This window comes from Streptomyces sp. Ncost-T10-10d (genome assembly GCF_900091955.1).
GTDB lineage: Bacteria > Actinomycetota > Actinomycetes > Streptomycetales > Streptomycetaceae > Streptomyces.
This window is the reverse complement of sequence record NZ_FMDF01000227.1, coordinates 114,030-127,945: the sequence shown is the minus strand read 5'-3', so window position 1 is coordinate 127,945 and position 13,916 is coordinate 114,030. Positions and strand designations below refer to the sequence as shown.

General features: G+C 64.7%; 13 protein-coding genes and 3 pseudogenes. 5 read left to right on the top strand and 11 right to left on the bottom strand.

Features of this window, described 5'->3' with window-relative positions; all coding sequences use genetic code 11:
• Positions 1-256: 256 nt before the first annotated feature.
• Positions 257-3,397 carry a DEAD/DEAH box helicase gene (locus tag GA0115254_RS41025; protein WP_093900337.1) on the top strand — a complete coding sequence of 1,047 codons (3,141 nt, stop codon included), beginning with the start codon at positions 257-259 and terminating at the stop codon, positions 3,395-3,397.
• On the opposite strand, the gene GA0115254_RS41020 is transcribed toward GA0115254_RS41025, so the two are convergent.
• Together GA0115254_RS41020 and GA0115254_RS41010 are read right to left on the bottom strand one after the other, a co-directional pair.
• Positions 3,394-4,377 carry a YDG/SRA domain-containing protein gene (locus tag GA0115254_RS41020; RefSeq protein ID WP_093900336.1) on the bottom strand — a complete coding sequence of 328 codons (984 nt, stop codon included), beginning with the start codon at positions 4,375-4,377 and terminating at the stop codon, positions 3,394-3,396. The two genes, GA0115254_RS41025 and GA0115254_RS41020, sit on opposite strands and share 4 nt — an antisense overlap.
• Before the next feature lie 548 nt (positions 4,378-4,925).
• Positions 4,926-5,561: an ATP-binding protein gene (locus tag GA0115254_RS41010; protein ID WP_093900434.1), complete on the bottom strand. Its 636-nt coding sequence runs from the start codon at positions 5,559-5,561 to the stop codon at positions 4,926-4,928.
• 222 nt (positions 5,562-5,783) lie between these two features.
• Between GA0115254_RS41010 and GA0115254_RS41005 the strand changes: the two genes are divergently transcribed.
• The gene (locus tag GA0115254_RS41005) at positions 5,784-6,629 is read left to right on the top strand and encodes a helix-turn-helix domain-containing protein (protein WP_093900334.1); all 846 of its coding nucleotides are present in this window, start codon (positions 5,784-5,786) and stop codon (positions 6,627-6,629) included.
• On the top strand, positions 6,629-6,841 hold the full coding sequence (locus tag GA0115254_RS41000) for a DUF397 domain-containing protein (RefSeq protein WP_093900333.1): 213 nt from the start codon (positions 6,629-6,631) through the stop codon (positions 6,839-6,841). Before GA0115254_RS41005 ends, GA0115254_RS41000 begins: the two co-directional genes overlap by 1 nt.
• A gap of 63 nt (positions 6,842-6,904) precedes the next feature.
• Here GA0115254_RS41000 and GA0115254_RS40995 read toward each other — a convergent pair.
• From GA0115254_RS40995 to GA0115254_RS40980, 4 genes and pseudogenes are all read right to left on the bottom strand, one after another.
• Positions 6,905-7,309 (bottom strand): annotated as a pseudogene (locus tag GA0115254_RS40995) (helix-turn-helix domain-containing protein).
• A gap of 17 nt (positions 7,310-7,326) precedes the next feature.
• A pseudogene (locus GA0115254_RS40990) lies at positions 7,327-7,464 on the bottom strand (DUF6879 family protein); the annotation flags it as partial.
• Between the two features lie 209 nt (positions 7,465-7,673).
• Positions 7,674-7,874, bottom strand: coding sequence for a hypothetical protein (locus tag GA0115254_RS44055; RefSeq protein WP_141720999.1), 201 nt, complete (start codon positions 7,872-7,874; stop codon positions 7,674-7,676).
• Between the two features lie 843 nt (positions 7,875-8,717).
• On the bottom strand, positions 8,718-9,140 hold the full coding sequence (locus GA0115254_RS40980; protein WP_093900331.1) for a winged helix-turn-helix transcriptional regulator: 423 nt from the start codon (positions 9,138-9,140) through the stop codon (positions 8,718-8,720).
• An 87-nt stretch (positions 9,141-9,227) separates the two neighbouring features.
• Between GA0115254_RS40980 and GA0115254_RS40975 the strand changes: the two genes are divergently transcribed.
• On the top strand, positions 9,228-10,049 hold the full coding sequence (locus GA0115254_RS40975) for an NAD(P)H-binding protein (protein WP_093900432.1): 822 nt from the start codon (positions 9,228-9,230) through the stop codon (positions 10,047-10,049).
• 135 nt (positions 10,050-10,184) lie between these two features.
• Here the strand turns inward: GA0115254_RS40975 and GA0115254_RS40970 are convergent, their stop codons facing one another.
• The 4 genes from GA0115254_RS40970 to GA0115254_RS40955 form a co-directional block, all read right to left on the bottom strand.
• A complete protein-coding gene (locus tag GA0115254_RS40970; protein ID WP_093900330.1) occupies positions 10,185-10,373 on the bottom strand; it encodes a DUF2871 family protein in 189 nt (62 codons plus the stop codon).
• An 81-nt stretch (positions 10,374-10,454) separates the two neighbouring features.
• On the bottom strand, positions 10,455-11,030 hold the full coding sequence (locus GA0115254_RS40965) for a DUF4240 domain-containing protein (protein WP_093900431.1): 576 nt from the start codon (positions 11,028-11,030) through the stop codon (positions 10,455-10,457).
• Between the two features lie 32 nt (positions 11,031-11,062).
• On the bottom strand, positions 11,063-12,052 hold the full coding sequence (locus tag GA0115254_RS40960) for a hypothetical protein (protein WP_093900329.1): 990 nt from the start codon (positions 12,050-12,052) through the stop codon (positions 11,063-11,065).
• A 161-nt stretch (positions 12,053-12,213) separates the two neighbouring features.
• Complete coding sequence (locus GA0115254_RS40955) at positions 12,214-12,603, bottom strand: hypothetical protein (RefSeq protein WP_256103071.1); 390 nt, start codon at positions 12,601-12,603, stop codon at positions 12,214-12,216.
• A 148-nt stretch (positions 12,604-12,751) separates the two neighbouring features.
• On the opposite strand from GA0115254_RS40955, the gene GA0115254_RS40950 reads away from it, so the two are divergent.
• Positions 12,752-13,558 (top strand): alpha/beta fold hydrolase, encoded by an 807-nt coding sequence (locus GA0115254_RS40950; RefSeq protein ID WP_176740503.1) that lies wholly within the window; start codon positions 12,752-12,754, stop codon positions 13,556-13,558.
• A gap of 104 nt (positions 13,559-13,662) precedes the next feature.
• Here GA0115254_RS40950 and GA0115254_RS40945 read toward each other — a convergent pair.
• Positions 13,663-13,887 (bottom strand): annotated as a pseudogene (locus tag GA0115254_RS40945) (ATP-dependent DNA ligase); the annotation flags it as partial.
• Positions 13,888-13,916 lie beyond the last annotated feature (29 nt).

Genomic DNA, 13,916 nt, shown 5'->3' with positions numbered 1-13,916 from the left:
CTCTGCGCTGCGAGGGCGATGTTGTGACTCTACTTGAGGCGCTTCGTACGGGTTTCGGCAGCAGGGCGTGGAGTGCAGCCATCGGCGGTTGCAGCGCACTGCGACGAAGCGGACGCAGATGGAATTTGCCTTGAGTTGATCACGACACCCTTCCGAAGACCCTCCCCCAACACGGGCGGGCTCATGCGAGAGCGGCTTTGTCAGTCCCGCTTGATAGAACTGCACGCATAGCTGACGAGATGAGGGGGACTCGGCGATGCCCAACGACTTTGCAGGCGAAGCAGCTCCGGTTGCTGGGCTCTACGAGACGCTGATCACCCACCGTCTCGAAGAGCGTATGAAGCAACTCGACTCCACGGGCTGGCACTCCATCGATGAAATAGTCGGCGCTGAATCTGCACCTCACGTGCTGTCACGCCACATCGCGGGCGCCGTGCGACGGGTCCTTCAGGGCCTCTCACCTGCGGAGCAGGTGGTCGCCGCCAACCACATCCTGGATTCGCTCAACACCATCGAAGGTGCGACCGAGTGGGTCGATCTCGTCATCGAGGGCCCCCGACAATTGCTCGCAGTCGCAGAGCAAGAAGCTCCTGGCGTCTACGCAATTCGCCCGGCAACACCCCTCTCCGAGACGGCACTGATCACCAACTCGCCTGATGATCCGAGCCTGGGCTTTGAGCTCCGCGCTGAGTTGGCCACGGCGGACCGCGTAGATCTCCTCTGTGCCTTCGTGAAGTGGCACGGACTCCGAGTCCTTGAGCAGTCGCTCTCCTCCGCACGCGATCGCGGCGTACCCATCCGTGTGTTGACAACGACCTACATCGGAGCCACGGAGCGTCGCGCACTGGATCGTCTGGTACGCGAGTTCGGCGCCGAGGTGAAGGTCAACTACGAGCTCCGCTCTACGCGCCTTCATGCCAAGGCCTGGCTCTTCCGTCGCGAGAGCGGCTTCGATACGGCGTACGTGGGCAGCTCGAACCTGTCCAAGGCCGCCCTTCTTGACGGGCTCGAATGGAACGTTCGGCTGTCGTCGGTCGCCACGCCATCCGTCCTCCGCAAGTTCGAGGCAACATTCGACGCGTATTGGAGTGAGCGCTCCTTCGAGCCGTACGACCCCGACAGCGACGCGCAACGACTGGACGATGCGCTGTCTCAAGCTGGCGGATCCGGCCGAAACGGTGGCACCACCATCACGCTCTCCGGACTTGAGGTGCGCCCCTATCCGCACCAACGCGACATGTTGGAACGCCTCGAAGTGGAGCGCACCGTTCACGGTCGGCACCACAACCTCCTCGTTGCCGCGACCGGCACAGGCAAGACCGTGATGGCAGCTCTGGACTTCAAGCGGCTTCGGCGGACGCTGGGCCGTGACCCGCGTCTGCTCTTCGTAGCCCATCGCAAGGAGATTCTGGAGCAGTCTCTGCGCGTCTACCAGAACGTGCTGACTGACGCGAACTTCGGCGAGCTCTTCGTCGGTGGGGAGATCCCTGATAGCTGGACGCATGTGTTCGCCAGCGTCCAGTCGCTCAACTCAAGTGTGTTGGACCGCTTCGCTCCAGACCACTTTGACGTCATCGTGATCGACGAGTTCCATCACGGCACGTCCCCCACGTACCGGCGGATCTTGGATCACTTCGACCCCAAGGAACTGCTGGGACTCACCGCTACCCCGGAACGCATGGATGGGCTGAACATCCAGGACGAGTTCTTTGAAGGCCGGATCGCAGCAGAGATGCGCCTCTGGGAAGCCCTGGAGAACGATCTACTCAGCCCATTCCACTACTTCGGCGTCACCGACAACACCGACATGAGCGCCATCACCTGGAAGCGGGGGTCGTACGACGCCACGGCCCTCAGCAATCTCTTCACTGGCAATGACGCACGAGCCAGGCTCGTCGTGCAGGCCGTGAAGGACAAGGTTGCCGACCCGGGCTCGATGCGCGCGCTGGGCTTCTGTGTATCAGTCGCCCACGCCGTCTTCATGGCCGACTTCTTCCGACGAGCCGGCCTGCATGCGGTCGCCCTGTCCGGCGAGACCTCACGCCATGAGCGCAAGGACGCCCTGGATCAGCTCAAGGCAGGCGCGCTCCAGGTCATCTTCTCTGTCGACCTGTTCAACGAGGGTCTCGATGTCCCTGACGTCGACACCCTGCTCCTCTTGCGCCCTACTTCCAGCGCCACGGTGTTCCTCCAGCAGCTGGGACGAGGCCTGCGTCGTACCGAGGACAAGGCCGTCCTCACTGTCCTGGACTTCATCGGTCAGCACCGCAAGGAGTTCCGCTTCGAGGAGCAGTTCCGCGCGCTGACCAACCTCACTCGCAATCGCCTGCTCGCCAACATCGAGCACGACTTTCCGCAGCTGCCGTCTGGCTGCCAGATCATCCTTGAGTCGAAGGCCAAGGATCTGATCATTGACAACATCCGCAGCCAGATCAGCGTCAACGTCACCCAGCTTGCACGCGAGGTCGCCAGGTACGCCGAACCTCAGCTCGCCGACTACCTGAAGGAGAGCGGTCGCGAGCTCAAGGAGCTCTACCGGGGCAACGGGAACTCATGGACGGGTCTGCTCCGCCGGGCCAAGCTCCTCCCTGAGACCGGGCCGGAGGGTGAAACGTCGCTGCTGAAGCGCGTATCGGCGTTCCTTCACGTCGATGACCCGCTCCGAGTCGCCGTATACAGCAAGCTCCTCGCTGACGACGCCCCCACGTACGACGACCTCAGCGAGCAGGAACAGGCGTATGCCCGCATGTTCTTCTTCTCTCTGTGGCCGTTGGGCGGCGACTTCAACAGCTACCAGGACGGCTTCAACACCCTTCGCCCTCAGCACGCCTTCCGCGACGAGCTCCGCCAGGTCTTCGCTCACGCCCTGGACCAGGCCGACCACGTACCCGTCCCCCTGCTCGGCAGGCATGCAAGCCTGCCGCTGACAGTGCACGCCTCGTACAGTCGTGAAGAGATCCTCCCTGCCCTGGGGCAGTCCTACGTGGGTGGCTTCATGCCGGGACACTTCCGCGAAGGTGTGAAGTGGTGCGAAAACATCCAGACTGACGCACTACTCATCACCCTCGAAAAGGACGAGAAGGACTTCTCGCCAGAGACCCGCTACAAGGACTACGCCCTGAACGAGTCCCTGTTCCACTGGGAATCGCAGAACCAGACCTCCGAGACATCCCCCACCGGCATCCGCTACCAGACCCACGAAGAGAAGGGCACTCACGTCCTACTCTTCGTCCGCCGCTACAAGAAGACGGACATCGGCGGGCCCCAGCCGTGGATGCTTCTTGGTCCGGCCGAGTACATCGAACACAAGGGCAGCAAGCCCATGGGCATTACCTGGAAGCTCCGTCATGAGATTCCTGCTGATGTATGGACCTACTCGGCAATTGCTGCAGGTTAGCGATCCAGATCGCTTATATGCCAGAAGCGCCGGTGTGCTCGAAGGAATCGCTTTCCAATGCGATGCTGGTCCACCGTCCTCAACGGAACCGATCGCGAGGTCAGACCTTCTGCATAGCGATCCACAACACGGAACTCATCGGTCAGATAAAGGGCACCACGGTCAAGTCGAACATGGCAGTTGGGGCACAGACACAACACGTTCCCCTCGACATCGGGACCCCCCGCCGAGCCGCCAAGCGCTTGTATGTGCGCCCCTTCGGCATAGCTCTTACCCTCAGCCCCAACTGTCAGCACTAGACCACAGATCTGACACGTGTACTCGTGCCATCGCTTAACCCGGCGGACAACAGCCGTGTCGCGGACGATACGTTCGACCGTAGTCGTCCGCCGCTGAGCAGGCGCCGAAGACACGTCAGCACTGTTCTCATCTGCTGCACCTTGGTCCTGCCGGTCGAGGATGTCTCGGACCTGCTGCTCAACGGGCGTAAGCTCCTGCGTTTCAGCTGGGAGGCGACGCAGCCTAAACCGGCAGATCCGAAAGCCGGCCTTACCGACTTCAGCCCAATCCTCGACAATCTGGTAGAGGCCGTCATACCGGTATCCGCTCACAGGCGAATAATCTCGATCACCTTCACTGCCCCGTATGACCCGTATAGGGTTGGCCAGCAGCCGACTTCTCCGGAGACCCGCGTTGCCACGGTTCTCCCAAGTCTGATCCTCTATCTGCCGACCAGTGTTGCGATCCCGACCACCAGCACCCGTGTAAATGACCTCATCCCACTTATCGAGGTCGTCTTCATAGCCTTGATTTAGCACGATCGCATCGGCAGCCCTCTCCCCGTCAGCATCAAGCCCCCAGGAGATACCCGCCTCGCGCTCTTTGTGAAGCTTGGCATCCTTGACAGCTTGTCGGGATTCAAAATGGACGCCCGGAAGACACTCATCCACATGCCCAAAGAAAGCTCTGTACGCAGCCATGCGAACATACTTCCGGCTATTCGATCATTTTTGATCACTCCTGCCATCTTGTGAGGCTAAGTGGCCGAATCCCCCCTACACTTGACCTAAAGGTGACCAATGACTGGGCCTGGCCCGACACCTCGTCGGGGTCATGGCCGCGGGTACAGCCGGTGGGGAGGTCGACGATCGGTTTGGCTACTCATCGGGACGAATTGCGGCGTTCTCATGAAAGGCCACGAGCAACTTCGAGCACTCCTCTCCGATCCTCGCCAACAGATGGCTGATCGCCGCCGTCCCGGCACTCGGAGCTGGAGGTTCGATTCCACGCCAGTGGATGGGGGCTGAGGCCAACACGATCCTCGGCGTCGCTTCAACAGTGATGAGGAAGAAGTCGTCCCGCCGACCGAGGGGAACGAGTTGGTGCACCGACACTCCGGGCAAGAAGCCACAATGCTGTGCAGCACACACGAGGCACCACAGGTTGTATGAGTCCGTCCAGTCGCAGTCCGCTTCCAAGTCATCCAACTCTTCGGCGATTTCGACAAGTTCCTCAGGCGAAGGCTGCTTCACACCGGATCAGCTACCTCGGCTTCGAAGTGCGTTTGTGCGCAGTCGAGGGCGTCGTCTGGATCGCAGCCGTGAGCACGGAGCCAATGGAGGAGGTCGACAATGAGATCGATCGCCATCTCCCTCCCCAAGGTCAGGCTCAACCGTTCACGACGGTAGTTCGCCGGGAGGCCGCCGAGCCCGCAAAGCCCCAGCAGTGCCTCCGCCTTCGCGACTTGGGGACCACCGACGTGATCGTTCGATGACCGGAGGCCGGTGGCCAGCTCGCACCAGGTGACCTTGGAGTCACCGCGCAGGATGACGCCCCAGCGATCTGCAATACCGTCCACAAGGGCCATGCCCCGCCCCGCCTCACTCTCCCCCGCTGCCGTGATGAGCGTAGGGAGTGCTTGCAGATCGGGATCGCTTACCTCGATGCGAAGACGGTCTCCGTTCATGGATACGGCTAGACACGACGGGGTGCCGCGGCCTACATGGCTGACCACATTTGTGACTAGCTCCGTGACGCAGACCTGCGCTGCGTAGACGACTCCTGGCAATCCCCAGAGCTCCAGGTGTATCCGCATCACGCGCCGCAGGCCGGCGAGTTCCTCTGCTTCTGCCAGAAACGCCAGATCCCAAGCTTTTCTGTCCACGCCGAAACGACACTCGTCCAAGCCAACCACCCCTCCAACACCAGTCGGTCACCGTGTGTGCCCGATCTCTCTCATACGGTGGCATTGGAACTCTCAAAATGGAACTCTCATGTGGAAGCAACGGGAGCACACGAACTGACGCGCGCCCCCGGAGTGCGCTGTCTTGCTCGATGCACCCCGCACCATGCACGCTCTTGGGGATCAACGTGAAGGACCACCGCCATGCCAGTCGGACCAACCACCCGTAGACGTCAACTCGGCGCAGATCTTCGCCGTTTCCGCGAGCGCAAGGGCCTCACATTGGAGGAGGCCGGGGCTCGGGTCGGCATCTCCAAGGCAACCTTGAGCCGCTACGAAACGAAGGAGGGCACGGTCAAGTGGCCAGCAGTCGACGCCCTCTGCCGTGAGTACGGCGCCTCGGATCAGGAACGTGCGTCGCTGGTCGAGCTGGCCAAGGGCGCGCGGATCCAGGGATGGTGGCGGTCCCTTGCGGATCCAATCCCCGAGTCGATGAATCTCATGCTGACTCTTGAAGACGAAGTGGTCAGTGAGGACCATTACGCCTGTATGTACGTGCCTGGCCTGCTCCAGACGCGCGCATACGCAGAGGCGGTTCATCGCGCCTCAGAGATGCGGTGCACGGACCAGGAAATCCACCACATGGTGGACATCCGCATGAAGCGGCAGGAGCTCCTCGCTCGGGCCGATCCTCCGCACATCTGGGCAGTGATTGACGAAGCGGTCATCCGACGCATCGTGGGTGGCCGCGCCGTCATGCGCGAGCAGTTGAAGTACCTCAGTGCTCAAGCCACCCAGCCCCACGTCACCGTTCAGATACTGCCGTTCGAAGCGGGCGCTCATGCCGCTGCGGTGGGCAGTTTCGTCGTCCTCGGCGGTCCTGCGCCCGAACTCGACGTCGTGTACGTGGACATCATCGGTGGCGGACTCTTCATGGAGAAGCCGCAAGAACTCGCACGCTATAAATTGGCGTTCGAGTACCTGCGTGCGCAGGCGTTGGATATCGACCTGTCTGCCGCGCTCCTGGACCAAGTCTGTGGGGAGCTTTGATGGATTACGAACGCACGCACTGGTTCAAGTCGTCCTACAGCGGCGGTAGCGGCACCGAGTGCATCGAGGTCGCCGACCTGATATCCGCCATCGGTGTACGCGACTCGAAGCAGCCCCAAGGGCCGCGAATCGCCGTCCAACGAAGCACCTGGACCGAGTTCGTACAGAGCTTGCGACAGCCAGCGTCCGGGGGGCGCGCTGGGCGCTCGTGATCAGACTCGGAGTCCTCCGCCAGTGGTTGAGGGTGATCGATCACTCCAGGCCTCGGGGCCGAGTCAGCGGACATCGAGGCTCCGGCGCGCCTGGGCGATCACGTGTTGTGCCTCGGCTCCGAACACGGCGGATTCGCTCAGGGCCCGCCACACCCACCGGTACGTGGCGATGGTGTCCGCGTCGTCGAGCCATAGCTCGGCATGCCAGTCCTCAGTAATCACAAGACGGCAGTCGAAGCATGCGGTTCTTCGTACGCATCCGGGTGGTCGGTTGCGTCCGCCCACGACCTCAGATCTTCGGGGGCGGCGGTCTGGCGGCCGTTCTCCAGCTTGCTGATCTCGGATTGTGTCCAGCCTAGGCGTGCGGCCAATTCCGAGCCGGTGAGCGGGGCCTCCAGGGCACGAAGCGCAGAGTTCCCGGAGCCTGGCCCCCAGGGCCGCCCGTGCCGCTTGATAGTCCGTGCTCACCGGTTCAGCACATACCTTCAGTCGAGCTGGTGGACTTCGGCCGCGAACAGCTCGTGCGGGACAGCGTGGTGCCACGCCGCGTCGCGTACCAGCGAGCAGCGCACCACCTCTGCCGGCTCCGTGATGAGTTCGACGTCCACGAGATAGTCGCGGTCGACTACAGCGGCAACACCAGCGCCGTTCGTCCGCCTGCCCGGCCGGATCACGGCAGGCCCCGGCTGGCGGCTGACATGACTGAGGCCCCGATGGTTTCGGGGCCTCACCCTATTTGGGTCCGCTGTGGAGCCTAGGTTTCCGGCAGCGGTCCCAACTTCTCGGTCAGGCTGCGGAGCTGGCTGCTCCGTAGCGATGGATGGGTCTCAAGTTATGAAGTCAGGCCCAAGGCCTTGGTAACAACAAATCCGAACGTTCCCACGACCGGAATCACACCGGCAGCCAGGCCGACCGCAGTAAGGGTGGCCACCCCAGCAACAACCGCACAGGTGGCGACAACTCCACCGACGGTGGTGCTGACGAGAATGACGTTCAGAGAGACAGATACTTTCTGGGCAAACAGTGACAACATTGAGAGTTCCTCATCTTCTAGGTCTTCACGGCATATCACCTCATATACGTAATTTATTCGTTGAGCCTCGATTGGCTCAACGCCCCGCCATTCGGGGCCTCATGGCGGTCCCATGGCGACCACCCCCCTCTTCCGTTATCGCCATTGAGTGTACCCAACTCAACTCTTCTGACACCAGGCCCACGTGCACGTGTGGGTGAATCAGGACCACCAAGGGCAATCCTCGGCGCGGACATACACACACACTCGAAGTCGAATATGCTTCTGGCACCTTCTGAAGACATATCGATTCGACTCGGGCGTTCCCTGGATGAGCATGAATCGCCACGAATTAATGCATTCCTCGACAACTGCACGGCGCTTGTTGAGGGCCACTGCAACCGGAACTTCGTTTGCCGGGTAGACCAGACGGTCACTCTCAGCCCAACTACCGCACCCAGCTCGCGATCCTGCACGGGCGAGCATCGAGCAGTCCGTCTCCGTTGTCCCAGCAGGCGGCGTCCCGTGCGCGGGCCGTGTACCGCAACATGCTCCACCGCATCACCGAGCACCCCGACACGGACGTCACGTTCGAGGCCGAGTGTCTTTGGTGCGGCTGGGCCGCGGAGCCTTCCACGAACTCCGCGAACGTCGACGTGGAGTGCATGAGCCACACCGGGCGTAGCGGGCACAAGAGCTTCCGGCGCCTCCGTACGTCGTTTGCCTTGGTCGTACCGCGCGGTTGAGCCCTCGGGTCGTACTCCCGGCCGCTTGCGGAATCAGCTCACTCGGCAGAGCGGCAGGCGTCCGTTGATCTCCGCCGTCGCCGGCGACGCGCCCCGCATGAGGCGGTGGCGGTCCCTGTCATCGGATGTCGTGGTCGGGGTGGGTCTCGTCGTACTGGTGCCGTGCCTCGGCAATGACCGTGCGATGGGTGAGAGACCAGTCGGCGAGTGATTTGACCAGGTGGGTCAGGCTGGCCCCGGTCTCGGTCAGGCGGTAGTCGACCTGGGCCGGGACGGTCGGGTACACGGTGCGGAGAACGAGTCCGTCACGCTCCAGCCTGCGCACGGTGAGCGTGAGCATGCGCTGGGAGATGCCGTCGATGGCGCGTTCTATTTCGCGGAACCGGCGCGGCCCGCCGGCGAGCTCGACGATCACGAGTACCGACCACTTGTCCCCGATGCGGTCCAGGACATCGCGGATCCCGCAGCCCGGGTGATCTTCGTGCCCGCAGGGGTCGAGGTCGGCGGGTGCGGCGGTTACCTCGGTGTGCGTGGGTGACATCAAAGTGCCTTCTTGTGACCGGTATGTGGGCGGATCAGGATCAAGCGTAATTACTTCAGAGAACCACGACGGAAGACTGTGACGGACATGATCTTGGTGACCGGAGCGAACGGGAACCTCGGCTCGGCCACACTCGCGGCGCTGCACGCCCGCGGTGTGATCGCGACAGGCGGCAGCCGTACGCCGAGTGGCGGGATGCGGCAGCTCGATTTCGACGACCACTCCGGCATGGACCTGGCGGGGGTATCGACCCTGGTGCTGATCTCCGCCGGCTATGCCGAGGACGACCAGGTCATCGGGCGGCACGCGGCCGTCCTGGACGCTGCCGTCCGAGACGGCGTCCGGCATGTGGTCTACACGAGCCTGACCGGTGCCGGCGACCACCTCGGTTTCGCGTTGGCGCACCGCGCGACCGAACGGCTGGTACGCGCTTGCGGCTTGCCGTGGACCATCCTGCGCAACGGTCTCTACGCCGAACTCTTCGGCGGTCTCCTCATGTGGGTCGGCAGCGGTGTGGAGTCCGCATTCGGCGAAGGTGCCCTGTCAGCGGTCGCTCGTGCGGACCTCGCCGAGGCCGCGACGATCACCGCAGCGGATCCGGCACCACACACCGGGCGCACCTACGACCTCGTCGGCACGCCGATCACGGCAGCGCAGGTGGCCGACCGGCTCGGAGTCCCGCACCGCACCATCGGCCTGGGGGAGTACCGGCGCAGGCTCCTCGACGAGATGCCGGAATTCCTGCCGTTCCAGCCGCCCATGCTCGCCTCGATCGCCACCGGTATCCGGCACGGCTTCCTGGACAACACCGGCCCCGACCTCGCTGCCCTCCTCGACCGCCCAGTCCTCGACCCACTGACTACGGCTGTCGCAGCCGCGTCCGCCACGAGACCGGGGGCAGCCGGATAGCGGCGGGCAGCCCGCTCCCTCCAAGCGGAAAGGCTCTGTGGCCGGGGGCCACCGGTCGACCGGTCCGGCTCCCCGACCGGTCGGCGAGAGCGCCCGGCCCGGACGCATGACACGTGGTCTGCCGACACAGCCTGTTCAGGCCGTGGTCTTCGCAGGCTCCGACTCCGTCGGTTCGGTCGTCGCGGACTCGTTCAGGCGCTTGCCGAGCAGGACGAACAGCAGGATGAGCCCGACCGTGAGAAGGGTGTGGCCCAGGCCGGCAATCCACGGCACGGCCTTGGGGACATGGCTTCCGAGCACGGTCTCGGTGCCGTGAACGAACATCAACCACAACCCCACCGCAGCCGAGTTCAGCCGCTGGTCTGCAACCGGGGCGGAACAGACCCGGGCAGTTCCTGAGTGGACTCAGCCGGTGAGCGGGAACATTCTGCTGAGACGCGGCAGCCGACGAGACGCTTCGTCCACGTCGCGTACGTCCCACGCCTCGCCGCTCGGTTCGGGGTTGCACGGGTTGTCCAGTCCCTCGGCCTCCAGTGCCGTCTCAAGGCCTTCCTCTTCACCCGTCAACGTGTTGAAGGCCTCAGCCGCGGCGTAGTCCAACGACTCCCACTCGGGCCACTCGTCGTCGGACCATGTCTCCATGGACCGCCCGGCCAACCGGCGCAGCTCCGGGACCTCCGCCAGTGAATCCGGGTCGGCCGCGGCCCTCCCGAACGCCTCTCGGCCGAGGCCGACCACCCAGAACTGGAAGTACCAGAAACTGTCGTCGGAGCACCGTCCGCCGTGAATCTGCTCGGCGGCGGCCCACATCTCCCACGTATCGATCCGCCCTCGCACCCGGTGCAGGCAGGACTGGAACTGCGCGATCTCCGGCAGTGGCCGCTGCATGAGTTGCTCACGCAGCGCCTCCAGCCGCTGGTCCGGGTCACTGGTCTGCTGCTGAGAGCCCTCCAACAGGGCCCAGAAGGAGTCCTCATCCATGCACCGCACTATGGCAGTCGGGTCGGACACTCCTACTGCCGCTCGGGCAGGGCCGCCGACGTCCTGTTGATTCTCGCGATCCGCTCCCGCCACGGGACGCGGTCGGGCTCCGGTGCCGGGGCGCCGTGGAAGGTCGCGTGTGCTGTGGAGCGGCGGCACGGTGCGCATTCCGTCTCGTCGGCCAGGGGGCGGAAGACGTGTTTCTCGCCCGGGCCCTCGCACTCCAACAACTCGCGGACGGGCGAGGGCTCGTACGGCGGGAGTGGGGCCTGGGGCTCGGGAAGTTTCTGGATGAGGCGGTAGCGCAGGAAGCCGACCGCTGAGCGCACGCCGTCCTGCGGGGGTTCGGCGAGTAAGGCCTTGCGCAGGTCGGACTCGCTCAGGCCGCGCTCCAGCCACTTGACCGCCTCCACGGCCAGCGCGCGGGCCTCGCGCACGCCCAGGTGCAGTTCGCGGCGGGCGTGGCGCAGGGAGAGCAGGAGCCGTTCTGCCCGGGCCAGTTGGAGGGAGTCGGCCGACTCTGCCGCCGGCTCGGGGTCCGAGTCCGGGTTCGCCGTCGGCCCGGCTTCGGAGGGTGGGTGGGGAGTGGTCTTATCACTGTGGTATTCTACCGGTTCATAGCCACCGGCCGGCCGGGCAGCCGGTGCGCCGACCGTCGGGAACTGCTCACTCGGTGGCGGGGCGGCCGCGGGTGAGACCCCTCGCAGGCGTCCCGCCTGCTCACTCGTCAGAGGGGTGTTCGCGACCAACTGCTCAGTGATCCAACGACCCCCGCCGCCCTGGCTCCGCCACTCGTGCACGTACCCGTGCTCGACCAGCAGTTGTTTCGCCTTCTGGTACGCGCGGCCCTTGATACCCAGCTTCTGGGCGAGTTCGCTCAAGGGCTTGGTCGTGGCGTCCTCGGGAAGACCCTGGACGTACACGAGCAGGACTTTCGCGTCACTGTTCAGACGCGGATGGCGGACGACATCGTGCGATGCCTTCGTATAGCGCGCGGACGGCGCGATAGCATGACGCAGCATTTCCGGTGGCCTCGCAGCTCCACTGGTGATGAAGGCCCTCGGTTGGTGTTGACGCACCGCCGAGGGCCGCTCCATGCGCACGGGGGCACACAGAGCGTGATGGTTTCGTCACCGTACCGCATCGCCTCCATCTCCCACCACGTGAACGGGACTTCGCACCCTCAGGCGAGCCAGATCGAGCTGTGCTGGTGGTTCGCCGGTGGTACGTCCACCATGTCCGCGGCTTCGCACGCGAGTTCTCCGGTAGGAGAGTTCACCAGGCGCAGCATGATCCCTGCCTGTGCGCGGAGGCGTTGGCGGGCCCTGCGTTCCGCCAGGGCGGAATCCCGGGAGACCCCGCGGTCGCGGTTGTGTCGGGGGAAGCAGTAGACGTTCACGCGGCGGCGGACCCTCTGCGGCCGGGGCCTGCGCCCCTCGCTCGCCCCTTCGATGAGGCTTCGGGTGCTGTATCGGAGAGCGTTCAGGACCACGCAGTGCCAAGGGCTGCCCACTCGGTCGTCGTAGGACTTCCTGGTCTGCGAAGGGGGAAGGTGATGAGCGGTGCGTGCCACGGGGCTCCATCGGTAGCAACCAGCAGGGACGGCTCTCCTGGCGGGCTACCGGGAAGGGCATCCGCCGGGACGGGCGACCGCTGTCGGCAGCGCGGAATGTCGGCAGACCCTCGGCGCGATGTCGGTCGGCGGGTACAGACTTGTGCGCATGGCTGAGCTTCTCGCATCATCCGGTGACGGTCGACCCATTACCGCTCTCGATGACGGTGGCGGGCCGAACCTGCTGGTGGTCCACCCGGGCGGCGGAGACGCGACGACCTGGAACGGCGTCACCCGCCAACTGACCGACGACTTCCGCGTCGTCAGGATCAACCGACGGGTCTACGCACCCGGGGCGGACATCGCACTGCCCCATTCGATGGCCGTCGAGGCAGCCGACATCGTCGCCGTCGCGGAACTCCTCAAGCCCCCCGTGCTTCTCGTGGGGCATTCCTCGGGTGCCGTCGCCGCGATGGAAGCCGCATTGCTCGCACCATCGGCATTCGCCGGGCTGTTCCTCTACGAACCTCCCATGCCCACGAGGGAGTTGGTTGCCGGAGAGGCGGGAGTTCGTGCCCGTGCCGCGCTCGATACGGGCGACCCGGTCGAGGCCATGCGGATCCACATGCGCGACATCGTCCGCATGCCCGCAGGCGTGGTCGATGCGATGTTCGCCGACCAGCGGGTGCGAGCAGCGCTCTCCGCCCACGCGGAGGCGCTGATCGCCGATGACGAGGCGATCGACGCGCTCGGCGTCGGCACCGATCGCTTCGCGGCGCTGGGAATGCCGACGACGCTGGTCGAGGGAGACCTCAGTCCCGCCCACTTGCGCGAGCGCCTGGCCGACCTGGCGGCGACCCTGCCGAACGCCCGGATCGTCACGCTCACCGGCCAGGGACACGTCGCCCACCTCACCGCTCCTGACACCCTGGCCGACGCGGTCCGGGAGATGGCGGGACAGGTTCTCCCCCCATGAGACATCACCGATGCCGGGAACGAGCCGTGTTCGGTGGCCGCGGCCGTTTCCGGAGGCCGAGTGCTGCTGGCGGCCGGTGGCAGCCGGTGGCCCTGAACAGGGCTCCGCAGCCGGCGCCAGGAGGGGGGTCGCAGTAGCCCCGCTCGGGTTCGGGTCGCGTAGCGGACTTCGCCGACCAGGCGCGGCAGCACACACCGTGCTCCGGCCACGCCTGGTCACTTGTCGAACGGGCACTTCTCGATCGCGGCGACGTGGAGCAGCTCTGCGAGTGCGGTGCGCTCCGTGTCGTTCCACCCGGTGCCGATGCTGCCCACATACCGCAGGGCGCCCGCGGTCTCCCCTTCAGGCTGCTGAGCGG

Bases quoted from the DNA above. Each gene is read 5' to 3' on its own strand.
- GA0115254_RS41025 (WP_093900337.1), top strand. From the start codon at position 257: ATGCCCAACGACTTTGCAGGCGAAGCAGCTCCGGTTGCTGGGCTCTAC.
- GA0115254_RS41020 (WP_093900336.1), bottom strand. From the start codon at position 4,377: ATGGCTGCGTACAGAGCTTTCTTTGGGCATGTGGATGAGTGTCTTCCG.
- GA0115254_RS41005 (WP_093900334.1), top strand. From the start codon at position 5,784: ATGCCAGTCGGACCAACCACCCGTAGACGTCAACTCGGCGCAGATCTT.
- GA0115254_RS41000 (WP_093900333.1), top strand. From the start codon at position 6,629: ATGGATTACGAACGCACGCACTGGTTCAAGTCGTCCTACAGCGGCGGT.
- GA0115254_RS44055 (WP_141720999.1), bottom strand. From the start codon at position 7,874: ATGTTGTCACTGTTTGCCCAGAAAGTATCTGTCTCTCTGAACGTCATT.
- GA0115254_RS40980 (WP_093900331.1), bottom strand. From the start codon at position 9,140: ATGTCACCCACGCACACCGAGGTAACCGCCGCACCCGCCGACCTCGAC.
- GA0115254_RS40975 (WP_093900432.1), top strand. From the start codon at position 9,228: ATGATCTTGGTGACCGGAGCGAACGGGAACCTCGGCTCGGCCACACTC.
- GA0115254_RS40970 (WP_093900330.1), bottom strand. From the start codon at position 10,373: ATGTTCGTTCACGGCACCGAGACCGTGCTCGGAAGCCATGTCCCCAAG.
- GA0115254_RS40965 (WP_093900431.1), bottom strand. From the start codon at position 11,030: ATGGATGAGGACTCCTTCTGGGCCCTGTTGGAGGGCTCTCAGCAGCAG.
- GA0115254_RS40960 (WP_093900329.1), bottom strand. From the start codon at position 12,052: ATGCTGCGTCATGCTATCGCGCCGTCCGCGCGCTATACGAAGGCATCG.
- GA0115254_RS40950 (WP_176740503.1), top strand. From the start codon at position 12,752: ATGGCTGAGCTTCTCGCATCATCCGGTGACGGTCGACCCATTACCGCT.